Raw genomic sequence first — 15,534 nt, forward strand, 5'->3', positions numbered from 1 at the left:
TCCTCTCTACACGGGAGTGACGCCGTGGCGGCGGCGGGAGAAGGAACGGTCCTTGCCCCGGGCTGCGGCGAAGCGGCGGATCAGCTCGCCGCGCAGGTCGCCGGGCTCGATCACGGTGTCGATGACCAGCTCGCTGGCGAGCCGCATGACGTCGATGTCGCGTTCGTACTCGGCGCGGCGCTCGGCGATGAAACCCTCGCGCTCGCCCTCGGGCAGCGCGGCGATCTTGTTGGCGTAGACGGCGTTGACGGCCGCCTCCGCCCCCATCACCGCGATCTTGGCCGTGGGCAGGGCGATCGTCGCCTCGGGGTCGAACCCGGGGCCCGCCATCGCGTACAGACCGGCGCCGTAGGCCTTGCGCACCACCACACAGATCTTCGCGACGGTGGCCTCGGAGATCGCGGTGATCATCTTGGCGCCGTGCCGGATGATGCCCTGCTTCTCCACCGCCGAGCCGACCATGAAACCCGGAACGTCGGAGAGGAAGATCAGCGGCACGTTGAAGGCGTCGCAGAGCTGCACGAACCGGCTCGCCTTGTCGGCCGAGTCGACGAAGAGCACGCCGCCCTTGAACATCGAGTTGTTGCCGAGCACCCCGACGACCTGCCCGTCGAGGCGCGCGAAGCCGACCGTCAGCTCGCGGGCCCAGAGCGCATGGATCTCGAAGAACGAGCCCTGGTCGACGATGCCCTTGATGTAGCGGCGCATGTCGAACGCCTGCCGTTCACTGACCGGCACGAGGGCGCCGAGGTCCACGGCAGCCGATTCCACCGGCTCGGCGACCGGCGGCTCCTGCGTGTAGTTGGACGGCAGGTAGGAGAGGTAGGAACGGACCACGTCGAGCGCGTCCTGCTCGGTCTTGCAGAGGAAATGCCCGACGCCGGACTCCGCGCAGTGCACCCGGGCGCCGCCCATCGCCTCCAGCGTGGTGCGCTCCCCGGTGACCATCTCGACCATCCGGTCGGAGCCGAGATACATGCTGGCGTTGCCCTCGACCATCGCGACCACGTCGCAGAACGCCGGGATGTAGGCCCCGCCCGCGGCGGACGGCCCGAACAACGCGCAGACCTGCGGGATCGACCCGGACGCCCGGACCTGGGTGTGGAAGATCTTTCCCGCTCCGCGGGGGCCCGGGAAGAGGTCGACCTGGTCGGTGATGCGCGCGCCCGCGGAATCAACGAGATACACCATGGGTACGCCGGTCGCGTACGCCCGCTCGATGATTCTGATGATCTTCTCGACCGTACGCGCGCCCCACGACCCCGCCTTCACGGTGGAGTCGTTGGCCATCACGCACACACCGCGCCCGTCGATCCGCGCGGTTCCGGTGATCACGCCATCCGCGGGGAGCCCGTCGGCAAGACTGTTGGCGTAGAGGCCGTCCTCGACGAAGGAGCCGTCGTCGACCAGCAGCGCGATGCGTTCACGGGCGAAGAGCTTGCCCTTGGCGGCGTTCGCGGCGTGGTATTTCTCCGCGCCGCCGGCGACCGCCCGCTTGTGCGCCTGCGCCAACGCTTCCACGTCGAAAGCCACGTGGCCCCCTCCCGCCGATCGTTCCGCCCTGAACGATCGTTAGGTTAGCGCAATTGCACCTGGGGGGAAAGACGCGAACGGGAGCCCCCGCAGACCGCGGGGACTCCCGTTCTCCGACGCCGATGCCGTGGAGGAGCACCGGCATCTTTTTTCGTGCCCGGCGCTTGACAGCGCCGCTCGGGTCACGCCCGGGACCGGCGTGATCCGGGTCTTGAAAGCTGCCGGTATTGATAACGAAGCGAACCAGCCGGGGACACGCTTCAGACCAGGCGGGTACGCGGCCCCGCGCGCAGAACCCCCGACGGCAGCGTGCGCCCGAGCATCTTCTCGGCCATCGCCGCGACGTCGAGCAGCGATTCCAGGTCGACGCCCGTGGTGATGCCCATGTCCTCGAGCATGTGCACCAGCTCCTCGGTGGCGATGTTGCCGGACGCGCCGGGCGCGTAGGGGCAGCCACCGATCCCGCCGACGCTGGCGTCGAACTCGCGGACTCCGAGCTCGAGCGCTGTCAGGACGTTCGCCAGCCCCGTGCCGCGCGTGTTGTGGAAGTGCAGCAGCTCCGGGCGTACCGATGAAAGAAGGTCACGGACCCGGCGGGGGGTCGCCATGCCGGTGGTATCGCCGAAGGCCGTCCGGTCGGCGCCGTCGGCACGGACCCGTTCCACGATGGACGCCACGCGGTCCGGATCGATGTCGCCCTCGAACGGGCAGCCGAAACTGGTCGCGACGATTACCTCGAGCGTCGCGCCGGACGCATGGACCAGCGGAATCATCGCGGTGATCTCATCGAGCGTCTCGTCGGTGGAGCGGTTGAGATTGCGCCGGTTATGGGTGTCGCTGGCCGAGACGACAACCTCGATCTCGCCGAAACCCGCCGCGATGGCACGCTCGGCCCCGCGTTTGTTGGGGATCAGCGCCGAATAGCGGACGTCGGGGTTGTGCCAGGCGCGTGCCCAGACGTCGTCCGCGTCAGCCATCTGCGGAATGGCTTTCGGGTGAACGAACGAAACCGCCTCGATCCGGCGCACCCCCGTGCCGGAAAGCGCGTCGATCAGCCGCACCTTGTCATCGGCGGCAATGGGCTCCTCGTTCTGCAGGCCGTCGCGGGGAGCGACCTCACGGATCGAGACGGCGGTCATGTCCTCACCTCATCCGGGCCACGATGCCCGTGTCGTAGTCGCCCGACAGGAACTCGTCGTTCTCCAACAGCTCAGCGAAGAAGGGCAGGTTGTTCTTGGGGCCGGCCACCTGGAAACCGGCCACTGCGGCACGCGCCTTGGCGATCGCATCCGCCCGGTCCACACCGAACACGATCAGTTTCGCCATGAGCGAGTCGTAGAACTGGGTGACCGTGGTGTCCGGCCCATACCCGGAATCGACCCGCACACCGTCGCCGGCCGGCTCGACCCACGTCGTGATTTTGCCGGGGCCCGGGAAGAACCGCTTGGGATCCTCGGCATTGACCCGGAACTCGATCGCGTGTCCGCTGGTGGGTCGTTCGACGTCGAAGTTCGGCTCGAGACCGGAGGCGATCCGCAGCTGCTGCTCGACCAGGTCGGTGCCGTGGATCAGCTCGCTGATCGGGTGCTCGACCTGCAGCCGGGTGTTCATCTCGAGGAAGAAGAACTCCCCGGTCGCCGGGTCGAGCAGGCATTCGACCGTGCCCGCGTTGCGATAGCCCACCGCCTCGCCGGCCTTGACCGCCGCGGCCAGGAAACGCGCGCGCAGTTCGGGGCTGACCGCCGGGCTCGGGGCTTCCTCGACGAGTTTCTGATTGCGCCTCTGCACGGAGCATTCCCGCTCGCTCAACGCGATCACCCGGCCGTCGGCGAGACCGAGGATCTGCACCTCGACGTGCCGGACCCGGGGGAAGTAACGCTCGATGAGCACCGAGCCGTCACCGAACATCCGCGCGGCGAATGCCGTGACCTTCTCGTATTCCTTGCGCAGCGCGGTTTCGTCGTCGGCGACGGCCATGCCCATTCCGCCACCGCCGGCTGCGGCCTTGACCATCACCGGATAGCCGATCGCATTCGCCGCCTCGATCGCGGCCTCGACGGATTCCGCGGGATCGTGCGTGCCGGGAGCCACCGGGACCCCGGCCTCCGCCATCAGGTTCCGAGCATTGATCTTGTCGCCCATCGCGGTGATCGCCTCGGCGCCGGGTCCGATCCACACCAGGCCGTTCGCCTCGACCGTACGCGCGAAGTCCGCATTCTCACTCAGAAAGCCGTACCCGGGGTGAATCGCCTGAGCGCCGGTCGACTTCGCCGCGGCGAGGATGGCCTCGGTGTTCCGATAGCTCTCCGCCGGATTGGCCGGGCCCACGCACACCGACTCGTCGGCCTCGACGACGAACGGCATTCCCGCATCGGCCTCGGAGTAGACGGCGATCGACCGGATCCCCAGCCGCTTGGCCGTGCGGATGATCCGGCGGGCGATCTCGCCCCGGTTGGCGATGAGCAACGACTCGATCATCTTTTTACCTGCCAATGCTTCTACCTGCCGATGAGAGCGTGGACCGTCGCTTCACGAAGGAGTGCCGCGCGACGGCGGCGGTCGACCTCGCCGCCGAGGAACGGCGTGGAATTCATGAGACCGAACGCCGAGTGCGCGAGCACCCGCGCCTCGCCCGCCTCGAGCTCGGGGCGCAGCGTGCCGAGCACGACGACCCACTCCTCGACGTAGAGCCGCTGCAGCTTGCGGATCTGCCGCTTCGGCTCCTCCGGAAGGCGGTCGAGCTCGTGCAGGTGCAACGCGATCACTGCCGGGTTGGCCAGAGCGAACTCCACGTGGAACTCGATCAGGTCGGTGAGGGCCGCCTGCGCGTCCTCGGGGTGGCGGCCGACCCGCTCCTTGCCGCCGTGCAGCAGCCCCTCGCTGACCGGGATCAGCGCGGCGACCAGCATGGCTTCCTTGCCGGCGAAGTGGTGATAGAGCGCCGGCCCGGTCACGCCGGCGGCGGAACCGATGTCATCCATCGACACGCCGTGATATCCACGCGAGGCGAAGAGCCCCACCGCGATCTCGAGAATCTCGTCCCGCCGAGAACGCCGCCGCGGGGCGGGCGCACCGGGACGTTGCTGCTGATCTACCGTCACCCGGCAACTCTAACCCGCTGTCAAGTCGACACCTTAACGGCCGTTCAGCTGATCTCGCCCATCGGGAAATACCATTTTCGGTGTCACGGCAGGCGCTCGACCTGCCCACCAACGCCGCGACAAAGCCGCCGCGGCAACCGCACCGACGGTGTTGACGATGACATCGTCGACGCTGGACACCCGCCCGATCGCGCTCACCCATTGCAACACCTCGATGAGGGTCGAGGTGACGAGTGCGAGGACGCAAATCCTGCCCAGCGACGCGGCCCAGGCGAACCGCACGGGCAGGAAGAAGCCGAAGGCCGCAAGCACCAGCAGATTGCCGACGACCTGCGCGGGGATCCAGGACGACAGATCCTGCAACGGTACGAGTTCGACGTCCCGCGGAGCATCCTGCCGCGTGAAGAGCATGAGCGCCCACGGCAGCGACCCGGCCACGATCCCTGCCTCAGCGAGCGCCGGCCTCCCGCGCGACCGGTAGGCGAGCAGCCCCAGCGGTGGTAACAGCAGAACCGCCACCACCATGATCGTTCCGTACGCGTGCCAGGCAGCCCCCATGGCCGGAGAGTCTGCCTGTCACACGCAACGGTTCTTTCTAAGCCAGGCCGCCGGGCTCCGCTCCTCGGGCGATCGGGGCGCGGACCAGGTTGCCCCATTCCGTCCACGAGCCGTCGTAGTTGCGGACCTGCGGGTAGCCGAGCAGGTGCTGCAGAACGAACCAGGTGTGGCTCGACCGCTCACCGATCCGGCAGTAGGCGATGATGTCGTCACCGTTGTCCAGGCCCAGCTCGTCGCGGTAGATCTTCGCGAGCTCATCGGCCTGCTTGAACGTGCCGTCGTCGTTGGCCGCGGACTTCCACGGTTTGCTCAGCGCGCCCGGGATGTGCCCACCACGCAGGGCACCCTCCTGCGGGTACGCCGCCATGTGGGTCAGCTCGCCCGTGTATTCCTGCGGCGAGCGGACGTCGACCAGCGGCAACCCGTTGGCGATGTGGCCCTGGACCTCGTCGCGGAACGCGCGGATGCCACTGTCATCACGAACCGGCACCGGGTACTTGGCCTCGGTGCGGGTGGTCTTGTCGCGGGTCAGCTCACGACCCTCGGCGGCCCACTTCTGCCGGCCGCCGTCGAGCAGGCGCACGTCGCGGTGCCCGAAGAGCGTGAAGACCCAGAGGGCGTACGCCGCCCACCAGTTGTTGTTGTCGCCGTAGAAGACGATCGTGTCGTCCCGGCCGATGCCCTTGGCCGCGCACAACGCCGCGAACTGCTCGGGGTCGAGGTAGTCGCGGGTGAGTTGATCGTTGAGTTCGAGGTGCCAGTCGACCTTGACCGCGCCCGGGATGTGGCCCGTGTCGTAGAGCAGCACGTCCTCGTCCGACTCGACGACGACGAGGCCGGGAGTGTCTAGGTTCGCGGCAAGCCACTCGGTGGTGACGAGCTTGTCGGGGTGCGCGTACGCCTGCAGTGACGGCGCGGGGTCGTTCGCAACGGACATGCCACTCACGCTAGCGCGTCTATCGGGGCCAGCTCGGGACGCTTCGCCGTGACGAGGTCGCCGGACGAGGCCCCGGCGAGCCGGCGCCGGATCCAGGGGGCGAGGTGCTGACCGGCCCAGCGCAGGTCGGCACTGCGCGCCAGCAGCCACGGGGTGGGCGCGGGGACCGGCGGCACCAGCAGCCAGTCCTCCTCCACGCCGACGCCGAGAGTGTTGAGAACGTGAGCGGCGACACGGCGATGCCCGGCCGGCGACATGTGCAGCCGATCGGGGCTCCACATCACCGGGTGGTGGAAGACATCGTCGCCGAAGAGGTCGATCACGTGGGCGCCGTGTCTGGCGGCGAGCTCGTCGGCGCCGTTGTTGAGAACCGCGGCCCGGGGGCTCATGAAACGCTGCCCGGGCAGGTGGGCGGTGACGTCGGCGAACCGGAAGAGGATCACGTCGGCGCCCGCCTCGCGCAGCCGGCCGACCACCGGGTCCATCCTCTCCACCAGGCTCCGCGGCTCGACCTTGCGCCGCAGGATGTCGTTGCCGCCCGCCGCGAAACTCACCAGGCTCGGCTGCATCGCCAGGGCGGGTTCGAGCTGGTCGGCGACAACCTGATCGAGCAGTTTGCCGCGGACTGCGAGGTTCGCATAGCCGAAATCAGGTCCCGCCTCGACTGCCAGCCGTGCGGCGACCAGGTCGGCCCACCCGCGATAACTGCCGTCGGGATAGGCGTCGTTCATGCCCTCGGTAAAGCTGTCACCCATCGCCACAAAGTTCGTCCAGCGCACGGCCGCCCCCTTAACGTCCCCTTACCTGTAGCTAACAGCAAAGTTTTGCACCGTACGGCCGTCATGGGGAGCGTGACGATGGCGACACTGAGCGCCCTGTGGATAACCGGGTGTTTCCGTCGGTGAGGGTCTCTACTCTTCTGGGGCATGGCGATGCGAATGTCCACGATGCTGCTCAGAACCCTGCGCGAGGAGCCGGCCGAGGCGGAGGTGCCGAGTCATCGGCTGCTGCTGAGGGCCGGTTACATCCGTCGCGCGGCACCGGGCGGATATACGTGGCTGCCGCTCGGCAAGCTGGTGCTCGACCGCGTGACGCAGATCGTCCGCGAGGAGATGGCCGCGATCGGCGGCCAGGAGGTCGCGTTTCCCGCGCTGCTCCCCCGTGAGGTCTACGACATCAGCGGCCGCTGGTCGGAGTATGGCGACGACCTGTTCAAGCTGAAGGACCGCCGCGGCTCGGATTTCCTGCTCGCCCCCACGCACGAGGAGCTGTTCGCCCTGCTCGTGCAGGACATGACGAGCTCATACCGGGACTATCCGCTGGTCCTGTTCCAGGTGCAGACGAAGTATCGCGACGAGGCCCGTCCCCGTGCCGGGCTGCTGCGGGGTCGCGAGTTCCTGATGAAAGACTCCTACTCGTTCGACCTCACCGACGAGGGGCTCGCCGAGGCCTACGACAGGCACCGCGTGGCGTACCAGAAGATTTTCGAACGGCTCGGCCTGGAGCACACCATCGTGGCCGCCATGTCCGGAGCCATGGGTGGCTCCGCGTCCGAGGAGTTCCTGGCCGCGGCCGAGGTCGGCGAGGACACGTTCGTCGGCTGCACGAAGTGCGACTACGCGGCCAACACCGAAGCGGTCGTCACACCCGTGCCGAGCAGCGACGGCCGCACGCATGGGCCGCTCACCGTGCACGACACCCCCGCGACGCCCACGATCGCGTCGCTCGTAGAGCTCGCCAACTCCCGTGCGCTCGAAGGCCGCACCGACTGGACCGCCGCCGACACCCTCAAGAACGTCGTCGTTACCGTGCACCATCCCGGCAAGGACAACGAGCTGCTGGTCATCGGCGTGCCCGGCGATCGCGAGGTCGACCTCAAACGCCTCGACGCGTCGCTCGCCCCGGCCACCGCGACCATGTTCGACGACTTCACGGCCCGGCCCGACCTGGTCCGCGGCTACATCGGCCCGCAGAGCCTGGCCGTCCGCTACCTCGCCGACCCCCGCGTGGCACCCGGCACCGCCTGGCTGACCGGGGCCAACGAGGCGGGCCGCCATGCCACCTCGGTGGTCGCCGGCCGTGACTTCACCCCCGACGGCACCATCGAGGCCGCCGAGGTCCGCGCGGGCGACCCCTGTGCGCAGTGCGGCGAGGGCGAGCTCACGATCCGGCGCGGCATCGAGCTCGCGCACATCTTCCAGCTGGGGCGCAAATACACCGACGCATTCAAGGTCGACGTCCTCGGTGCCAACGGCAAACCGGTCCGGCCCACGATGGGTTCCTACGGCATCGGCGTCTCAAGGGCCGTCGCGGCGATCGCCGAGCAGCACCACGACGAGCGCGGCATCCTCTGGCCCGACGCGGTGGCTCCCGCCGACGTGCACGTCATCGGCGCCGGCAAGGACGGCCAGATCGAGGCGGCACTGCACCTGGCAACCGACCTCGAGACCCACGGCCTGCGGGTCCTGGTCGACGACCGCCCGCAGCTCTCCGCCGGAGTCAAGTTCACCGACAGCGAGCTGATCGGCATCCGCCGCATCGTGGTCGTCGGGCGCCGATTCGCCGAGGGCTGGGTGGAAGTGCGCGACCGCCGAACGGGTGAACGCCGCGACGTGCCACTGACGGAGGTTGCGCAAACGCTGGCCGGGTAATCCGGGGTTGTTCCACAACCGGACGTACGGGGTGTAATCGGTGAGACGGTCGAGAACCCGCTCAACTATCGGGCGGCAGCGGTCACCTGTCGGGCGGCAGGGATCACGGGGAGGAGCACCCATGGCGAGAGCGGTGGTGTCCGACGTGATGACCAGGCGGGTGGTCTACCTGCCGGGCGACACGACCCTCGACGAAGCGGCGCAGGCCATGCGCGACCAGAGCATCGGCGATGTCGTGGTGACCAACGGCCCCACGATCGCCGGCCTGGTCACCGATCGCGACATCGTCGTGCGCGCGATCGCCGAGGGTCTCCCGCCCAAGGCCACCACTCTGGCGACGATCGCGTCCCACGAGCTCATCATGGTGGAGCAGTCGGCCACCGTGGAGGACGCGGTCACCGCCATGCGCGAGCGCAACGTCCGCCGCCTGCTGGTCTGCGACGCCGACCGCAAGGTTGTCGGCATCCTCAGCCTCAGCGATGTGGCCCTCCTGACAACCGCTGCCCCGACCACCGCGACGTAGGGTTCGACCGTGAGCGACATGCCCCCGAAACTGGCCGAGATCGTCGACGAGTTCGTCTCCGCCCCGCGCGAGCTCGTCCTCGAGATGCTGATCGAGTTCTCCGACGAGGTCCCGCCCCTGCCCGCCGAGCTCAGCGGTCACGAAGGCATGGAGCAGGTCCCGGAGTGCCAGACCCAGTTCTTCCTGCGCGCCGAGGTCCGGGCCGACGACACGGTCCAGACCTGGTTCGACTGCCCACCCGAGGCCCCGACCACCCGGGCCTTCGCCGGCATTCTCGCGGAAGGCCTGGCGGGGGCGTCCACCGCGGCGATCCTCGCTGTCCCCGACGACCTGTACACGCGGATGGGCCTCGCCACGGCGATCAGCCCCCTGCGCATCCGCGGTGGCACGGCAATCCTGGGACGACTCAAGCGCCAGATCCGCGAGCAGCTCCCTCCCTCAGCCGACGCCCCGGTTTCGGCCTCGTGAATATCGAGGTCTGGTCCGATCTCGTCTGCCCCTGGTGCTACCTGGGCAAGCATCGTCTGGAATCGGTCCTGCACGAGTTCCCCAGCGACGTGACCCTGACCTTCCGGGCTTTCCAGCTCGACCCGTCACCGGTGCCGCAGCCGATCCCGATCAAGCAGGCCATGGCTGAAAAACTGGGCAATCCTGAACGCGCCGACCAGATGTTCACCGGCGTCACCGCAATCGCCGCCGCCGAAGGTCTGACCATCAACTTCGACCGGGCAATCCTGGCCAACACGTTCGACGCCCACCGCCTGGTCGCCTGGGCAGCCACCCAGGACCTCCAGCTCATGATGATCGACACCCTGCAACAGGCCCACTTCGAGCACGGCATCGACCTGGGCTCCCACCACGAGCTGGCCCGGCTCGCCGGCGCGATCGGCCTCGACGAAGAGGCGGCCCTGGCCTACCTCGAGTCCCCGGCCGGCACCGACGCGGTCAACGCCGACCTCGCCGAGGCACGCGAACTCGACATCACCAGCGTGCCGAACCTCGTCGTCGACCGTAAGTTCGCCATTCAGGGCGCGCAGGAAAGCTCGGTCCTGCGCTCAGCGCTGGAAGAGATCGCCCGGCGCGGTTTTGCTCCCTTGTGACGTTTCACGTGAAACAACATCGACCCTGATTTTTAGGCTTCGAGTCTGGCAGCGGGGCGATCGCCGGCCACTTCCCGTCGCATCGCCACCCGCTCGGCGGGGTCCAGCCCATGCCGCGCCTCGTCGGCCATCAACTCGGTCAGCTCGGGCCCCCGCTCGGCATCACCCAGCTCCTTGAACCCGAGCCGGGCGTAGTACGGCCCGTTCCACGGCACGTCCCGAAACGTCGTCAGGGTCAACGCCTCCATACCGCGACCGGCCGCCCAGGAGCCGACGTGATCGATCAGGGCGCTGCCGATGCCGCGGCGGGCGTACGGAGGATCAATGCTGACCTGCTCGACATGCGCGAGCCCGTCCACGACGTCAACGAGCACAAACCCCACCGGCGCATCATCGTCCCCGACGGCCACCCAGCTCATCTCGGAGCGCACGAACCGGGCCAACTCCTCAGCAGCCGGCACCGGATGCTCCGCGATGTCCGACTTCCCCACCGCATGAAACAGCGTCCCAGCCCGAACCTCAATCGCCCGAATCAACTCAAGCTCAGCAACCCGCAACTCTCGAATTTGCACACTCCGCAGCGAACCAAGCCGGCCCCATCGCGTCCAGCGATTTAAGCCGTCCCCACCCGGAACTCAGGCCTCCCGCGCGAGGCCCTCGATCACCTCAGCGCCGGGCAACGCCCCCAGGGCCGGCCCCGCGATGGAGATCTTGCTGTGCCGAACCCCCGACCCGATGATCACGTGCGGCATCGCCACAACCCGCGAGTCGACGAGCACCGGCCAGTCTTTCGGCAGCCCGATCGGAGTAATACCGCCGTACTCCATCCCGGTCAACTGCACCGCGTCGTCCATCGGCGCAAAACTCGCCTTCCGCGCATCCAGATGCCGCCGCACGATCCCGTTGACATCGGCCCGCGTGGTCGCCAGCACGACACAGGCCGCATACCGGGTGACCTCCCCGCGTCGCCCGGCAACGATCACGCAGTTGGCGGACTCCTCCAGCGTCACCCCGTACGCCTCACAGAACGCCGCGGTATCAGCCAGCGAGGCATCGATCGGCGCAACCAGCACCTGATCGCCGTCGATGGGCGCATCAACCGGCCAGACCTCCAAAGCCGCAGCCACAGGCGGCCCAAGCAGGTCAAGCCGAGAAATCGCAGGCTCAAGTTTCAGTGATCCGATCACGCCCGCCATCCTCCCCCGCCCAGCCCCCACAAGCCACCGGAGTCACCCCACCCCACGCGGCCCACACATCACCCCGCCCGGCTAACCGCGTCCCACCACCCGGCGGCCCCCACCCGAGCATGGCCGACCCAGCACACCTCACCCAGCACACCTCACCCAGCACACCTCACCCAGCCCGCCGATCTCACTGCCTCAGCCGACTCCACCGCGCCGGCGGCCGCCTGGGATCGACTGCCGCCTGGGATCGGCTGCCGCAACCCCGTCCCGCCGACCGGGAACAGCCCGCACCGGCCTAAGACCCGGCCAGATCTTGCCGACTGTCACTGGATGTGAAGGAGAGACGTAGCGCCCGGGTCGGGACCGTAAGTGGCCTCGCCCTGCTGGCCGGCGGCACAGCAGTGGCCGCCGTCGCCGGTGGTGCGCATTCCGTCTTCGCCACCGTGCTGCTCGGCATGCTCGCTGTCGGCATGGGCCACGCCCTTCTCACCGAACTCCAACGGCAGGCCCGTCGGCGCAATGTTGATGGCTGGGCGCCGCAGGACACGGTCAACACCGTCCTGCTCGCGAGCTGGGCGGGTGGTGCGCTGAGCGCGACCCTCCTGGCCGTCGCCCCGACAACGGTCCGAGCCGTCGGTCTCCTGCTCACTCTCGGGTACGCCCTCAGCTGCGCCTACTTCGTCGCCGAGCGCTACCGAACCATCTCGGACCCATCCGACCCAGCCACCACCGACTCAGCCACCCCGCCCACCAAAGCTCCAGCGGAAACGACTGATCCAGCGACAACAACGCACCCGGACCCAGCCCGGAACCCGAACGTCACAGACCCACGCGCGGACGCCACCGACTCACGCCGGCACGACCCCACTCCACCACCGGTCGCCATCAGGGATCCGCACGCGCGCGACACCACGCCACGGCCGGTCGCCATCAGGGATCCGCGCACGCGCGACACCACGCCAAGCACGGAACGCGCGCACGATATCCCGCCGAAGCCGGACGTCCCCGATCTGCGCCCGCACGACGCCGCGCCCCAGGCCCAAGCCGTACCGCACCGCCAGGAAGCCCCCGCCGAGCCGGTCTGACCCGTAGCGGTCACCCGAGCAGCCGGGTCGGACGCGGCAACGCCGACCCGGCCGAGCTCAGTCCAGTGGAAGCGCGACGATCATCGGGGGCACAGGTAGCAGGCCGCTGTCGCTCGGTTGCACGTCGGGCAGCGGCACCCATTGCAGGCCGATCGGTTCCGGGCCGTCGATGTGCGGGCCGAGTTCCGGTTCGCCGTCGCCGACGGTGCAGGCGAAGATCGAGGTCATTCCCGATGGGTACGGCACGTCCTGCAAATATCTGGCCTCTTTGACGACCAGACCTACCTCCTCCAGTACTTCCCGGCGCACGGCGTCCTCAGCCGTCTCGCCCGGATCGATCCCACCTCCGGGAAGTGTCCACCACTCCCGAAGTCCTTCACGCCGGCTCCGCTCATGCACCATCAACACCCGCCGGTCCCGCACGATGATGGCAGCGGCACGTTTCCGTCCACTCACGAGTGAAGGCTACTCACGTCAACCGGGCCGGTGCGTAACGGAACGGGTACGCAGACGCGAAGAAATCATGCCAGCCATCCCGCTCTCGTGGGCGCCATGCCACTTGTGCCGTCTCGGAGTGACTTGACACACAAAACTTGGTTCACGCCGATGTGGCCCTGCTCGAACGCGATCGCCGAGGCTGCCATGTAGAGCCGCCACACCCGCGCCCGTCCAGGCGTGGTCAAGCTCACTGCCGTGGACCATTCGGCTTCGAGGTTCGCGACCCATGCGCGCAGGGTTCGGGCATAGTGCTCGCGAAGTGCCTGCAGATCGCGTACCTCAAAACCGGCGTTCTCCAGAAGGCTGACCGTGGTGCCTACCGGTGCGAGCTCGCCATCAGGGAAAACGTACGCGTCGATGAAGCTTCGCTGTTTGCGCCCCGATGCCGGCTCCGGATCCGGGTGCAGGGCGGCGATCTGGTGGTTGAGCAGCCGCCCGCCGGACTTGAGCAGCCGGTAGAGGATCGCGGCGTACTCCGCGTACGGTCCGGTTCCGACATGCTCGGCCATCCCCACGCTGGAGATGGCATCGAAAGGTCCGTCCTCGATGTCGCGGTAGTCCTGGACCCGGATCTCGACGTGAGCGGTCAATCCTGCTTCGGCGATCTGTTTGCGGGCGTATTCGGCCTGCTCGGTCGAGAGGGTGACACCGACCACGTCAACGCCGTACTCCCGGGCCGCGTGCAGGGCGAGGCTTCCCCAGCCGCAGCCGACGTCCAACAGCCGCATCCCTGGTTTGAGCTCGAGCTTGCGACAGATCAGGTCGAGTTTGTCGCGCTGCGCATCGGCCAGGCCGTAGTCGGGCGAATCGCTCGTCCAGTAGGCGCAGGAGTAGACCATGCTCTCGCCCAGCACGATCTCGTAGAAGTCGTTGCCGACGTCGTAGTGGTGGCTGATCGCCTGCCGGTCGCGGCGCTTGCTGTGCCGGGTGCCCTGCATCGCGATCTCTTCGGCGGGTGGCTTGGGCTGAGGCCCGACAATTCCCAGGCGCAACAGGTCAGCGGCGACCTCGGCCTTCGGCAGGGATCGCGGCTCCGGCGCGGACCCCCAGATCAGGGCCGCAAGCCGGTGAAGCACGTCATAGAGGTCACCCTCTACATCAAGATCCCCCGACACGTACGCCCGGGCGAGCCCGAGTTCGTTGGGCTGCCACATCAATCGACGCAATGCCCGACGGTGCCGGACGATCAGAACCGGTGCCTCTGGTGGTCCCGCCTCGGAGCCGTCCCAGGCACGGAGCCGGACGGGTAGCGGGGCCTGCAGCAGGCTCTCTAGCAGGCCAAGAAGCTTGGTCGCGGTGGAAGTAGACATCGCACCTCCCCGAATGGTTAGACCTGCTAAATATCCACCCGGCAACCTTCTCTGCAGAAGACCTGAATCCCGCTTTGTGATCGAGGACTCGCCTCAGATCGGCCCCGACTTCCACTCAGGAGCCAGAACCGACCAAACTTCGCTGTCGTACCGAACACCGCGATACGGGTAGTTCTGCCTGATAACACCGTCCAGGGTCATCCCCACCCGCCGAGCCACCGCACTGCTCGCCGTGTTGTCGGGCCGGCAGTGCCACTCCACGCGATACATCCCCCGCTCCACGAACGCCCACTCGATCAACGCCCGCACAGCCCTGGTCACCAGCCCTCGCCCACTGCCCGCAGGCTCGATCCAGCACCCGACCTCACAAACCCCGGTGGCCACATCGAACGACACAAACATCGTCCCGCCCACCAGCACCCCGTCGAGCCAGATCCCGTACAGCCGCCCGGCATCCCGGGCAGCCAGATCCGCATACCGCTGCAACCGCGCCGTCGCCGACTCGAGATCGTGGCTCAGCGAGGCCCATGGAATCCACGGATCAACGCTCTCTCGGGCCCGATCCATATGAGCGAGGAACTCCGCGGCCTGCCAGGGCTCCAGGGGCCGAAGCTCGCCCCCACCCCCCAGATCAACAAAAAACATCCCCACACCCTACGAGCCCCGACCCCAGCAGCGGGTTCATCCTCGGCTCATGGCACGCAGCCGTTCGTTGCGTTCGTCCAGCGCCTGGTGGACAGCGGGCATGAGAAGGTCGCCGCCGGGACCGGCGGGTACGCACCATTCCCCATGGCCCGCGAACGCGTCGGACAGGATGCGCTTCTGTGCGCCGACGTCCCGGTAGTAGTAGTCGATCCAGTCAGAGCGAAAGTTCAGCACGCCAAGCGCGATGTCCTTGTAGTAGGCGATGCCGATCAGTGACCGTGCCAGGTAAGGAACGGGCTGGTCCGCCCGCTGTCGTGCTGGGCCGGCGGGCCGGTGAGCGCGACGTAGAACCACAGATGTCTGAGCTAGTCGCTCGGCCCCGACAGGAAGCCGACGGATCAGCAAGTGT

At 68.0% G+C, this 15,534-nt stretch carries 18 protein-coding genes; 5 read left to right on the plus strand and 13 right to left on the minus strand.

Annotated features, from left to right (window positions below; genetic code table 11):
* Positions 1–6: 6 nt before the first annotated feature.
* The 7 genes from Aco04nite_RS14725 to Aco04nite_RS14755 all read right to left on the minus strand — a co-directional run bounded on the left by Aco04nite_RS14725 (position 7) and on the right by Aco04nite_RS14755 (position 6,884).
* Positions 7–1,533: an acyl-CoA carboxylase subunit beta gene (locus Aco04nite_RS14725; RefSeq protein ID WP_212997799.1), complete on the minus strand. Its 1,527-nt coding sequence runs from the start codon at positions 1,531–1,533 to the stop codon at positions 7–9.
* A gap of 260 nt (positions 1,534–1,793) precedes the next feature.
* A complete protein-coding gene (locus tag Aco04nite_RS14730) occupies positions 1,794–2,672 on the minus strand; it encodes a hydroxymethylglutaryl-CoA lyase (protein ID WP_212997800.1) in 879 nt (292 codons plus the stop codon).
* A gap of 4 nt (positions 2,673–2,676) precedes the next feature.
* Positions 2,677–4,011, minus strand: coding sequence for an acetyl-CoA carboxylase biotin carboxylase subunit (locus tag Aco04nite_RS14735; protein ID WP_212997801.1), 1,335 nt, complete (start codon positions 4,009–4,011; stop codon positions 2,677–2,679).
* 20 nt (positions 4,012–4,031) lie between these two features.
* Complete coding sequence (locus tag Aco04nite_RS14740; protein ID WP_203837256.1) at positions 4,032–4,634, minus strand: TetR/AcrR family transcriptional regulator; 603 nt, start codon at positions 4,632–4,634, stop codon at positions 4,032–4,034.
* 33 nt (positions 4,635–4,667) lie between these two features.
* Complete coding sequence (locus tag Aco04nite_RS14745; protein ID WP_212997802.1) at positions 4,668–5,153, minus strand: VanZ family protein; 486 nt, start codon at positions 5,151–5,153, stop codon at positions 4,668–4,670.
* Between the two features lie 76 nt (positions 5,154–5,229).
* Positions 5,230–6,129 carry a sulfurtransferase gene (locus tag Aco04nite_RS14750; protein WP_212997803.1) on the minus strand — a complete coding sequence of 300 codons (900 nt, stop codon included), beginning with the start codon at positions 6,127–6,129 and terminating at the stop codon, positions 5,230–5,232.
* A gap of 5 nt (positions 6,130–6,134) precedes the next feature.
* The gene (locus tag Aco04nite_RS14755) at positions 6,135–6,884 is read right to left on the minus strand and encodes an SGNH/GDSL hydrolase family protein (protein ID WP_438874917.1); all 750 of its coding nucleotides are present in this window, start codon (positions 6,882–6,884) and stop codon (positions 6,135–6,137) included.
* 171 nt (positions 6,885–7,055) lie between these two features.
* Here Aco04nite_RS14755 and Aco04nite_RS14760 point away from each other — a divergent pair, with 171 nt between their 5' ends.
* The 4 genes from Aco04nite_RS14760 (at position 7,056) to Aco04nite_RS14775 (ending at position 10,403) form a co-directional block, all read left to right on the plus strand.
* The gene (locus Aco04nite_RS14760; protein ID WP_212997805.1) at positions 7,056–8,780 is read left to right on the plus strand and encodes a proline--tRNA ligase; all 1,725 of its coding nucleotides are present in this window, start codon (positions 7,056–7,058) and stop codon (positions 8,778–8,780) included.
* Positions 8,781–8,901: 121 nt separating this feature from the next.
* Positions 8,902–9,303 carry a CBS domain-containing protein gene (locus Aco04nite_RS14765; RefSeq protein WP_212997806.1) on the plus strand — a complete coding sequence of 134 codons (402 nt, stop codon included), beginning with the start codon at positions 8,902–8,904 and terminating at the stop codon, positions 9,301–9,303.
* 9 nt (positions 9,304–9,312) lie between these two features.
* Complete coding sequence (locus Aco04nite_RS14770; RefSeq protein ID WP_212997807.1) at positions 9,313–9,771, plus strand: SufE family protein; 459 nt, start codon at positions 9,313–9,315, stop codon at positions 9,769–9,771.
* On the plus strand, positions 9,768–10,403 hold the full coding sequence (locus tag Aco04nite_RS14775; RefSeq protein WP_212997808.1) for a DsbA family oxidoreductase: 636 nt from the start codon (positions 9,768–9,770) through the stop codon (positions 10,401–10,403). Before Aco04nite_RS14770 ends, Aco04nite_RS14775 begins: the two co-directional genes overlap by 4 nt.
* A gap of 32 nt (positions 10,404–10,435) precedes the next feature.
* On the opposite strand, the gene Aco04nite_RS14780 is transcribed toward Aco04nite_RS14775, so the two are convergent.
* On the minus strand, positions 10,436–10,894 hold the full coding sequence (locus Aco04nite_RS14780) for a GNAT family N-acetyltransferase (protein ID WP_244875999.1): 459 nt from the start codon (positions 10,892–10,894) through the stop codon (positions 10,436–10,438).
* 144 nt (positions 10,895–11,038) lie between these two features.
* On the minus strand, positions 11,039–11,587 hold the full coding sequence (locus Aco04nite_RS14785; RefSeq protein WP_438874918.1) for a YbaK/EbsC family protein: 549 nt from the start codon (positions 11,585–11,587) through the stop codon (positions 11,039–11,041).
* 332 nt (positions 11,588–11,919) lie between these two features.
* On the opposite strand from Aco04nite_RS14785, the gene Aco04nite_RS14790 reads away from it, so the two are divergent.
* Positions 11,920–12,672: a superantigen-like protein SSL4 gene (locus Aco04nite_RS14790; RefSeq protein WP_212997810.1), complete on the plus strand. Its 753-nt coding sequence runs from the start codon at positions 11,920–11,922 to the stop codon at positions 12,670–12,672.
* A gap of 57 nt (positions 12,673–12,729) precedes the next feature.
* On the opposite strand, the gene Aco04nite_RS14795 is transcribed toward Aco04nite_RS14790, so the two are convergent.
* The 4 genes from Aco04nite_RS14795 to Aco04nite_RS14810 all read right to left on the minus strand — a co-directional run bounded on the left by Aco04nite_RS14795 (position 12,730) and on the right by Aco04nite_RS14810 (position 15,479).
* Complete coding sequence (locus Aco04nite_RS14795; RefSeq protein WP_212997811.1) at positions 12,730–13,128, minus strand: NUDIX domain-containing protein; 399 nt, start codon at positions 13,126–13,128, stop codon at positions 12,730–12,732.
* 65 nt (positions 13,129–13,193) lie between these two features.
* On the minus strand, positions 13,194–14,480 hold the full coding sequence (locus Aco04nite_RS14800) for a class I SAM-dependent methyltransferase (protein ID WP_212997812.1): 1,287 nt from the start codon (positions 14,478–14,480) through the stop codon (positions 13,194–13,196).
* Positions 14,481–14,573: 93 nt separating this feature from the next.
* Positions 14,574–15,125 (minus strand): GNAT family N-acetyltransferase, encoded by a 552-nt coding sequence (locus tag Aco04nite_RS14805; RefSeq protein ID WP_212997813.1) that lies wholly within the window; start codon positions 15,123–15,125, stop codon positions 14,574–14,576.
* A 36-nt stretch (positions 15,126–15,161) separates the two neighbouring features.
* Positions 15,162–15,479 (minus strand): hypothetical protein, encoded by a 318-nt coding sequence (locus Aco04nite_RS14810; protein ID WP_212997814.1) that lies wholly within the window; start codon positions 15,477–15,479, stop codon positions 15,162–15,164.
* Positions 15,480–15,534: the final 55 nt, after the last annotated feature.

The sequence above is a fragment of the Winogradskya consettensis genome (assembly GCF_018332715.1).
GTDB lineage: Bacteria > Actinomycetota > Actinomycetes > Mycobacteriales > Micromonosporaceae > Actinoplanes > Actinoplanes consettensis.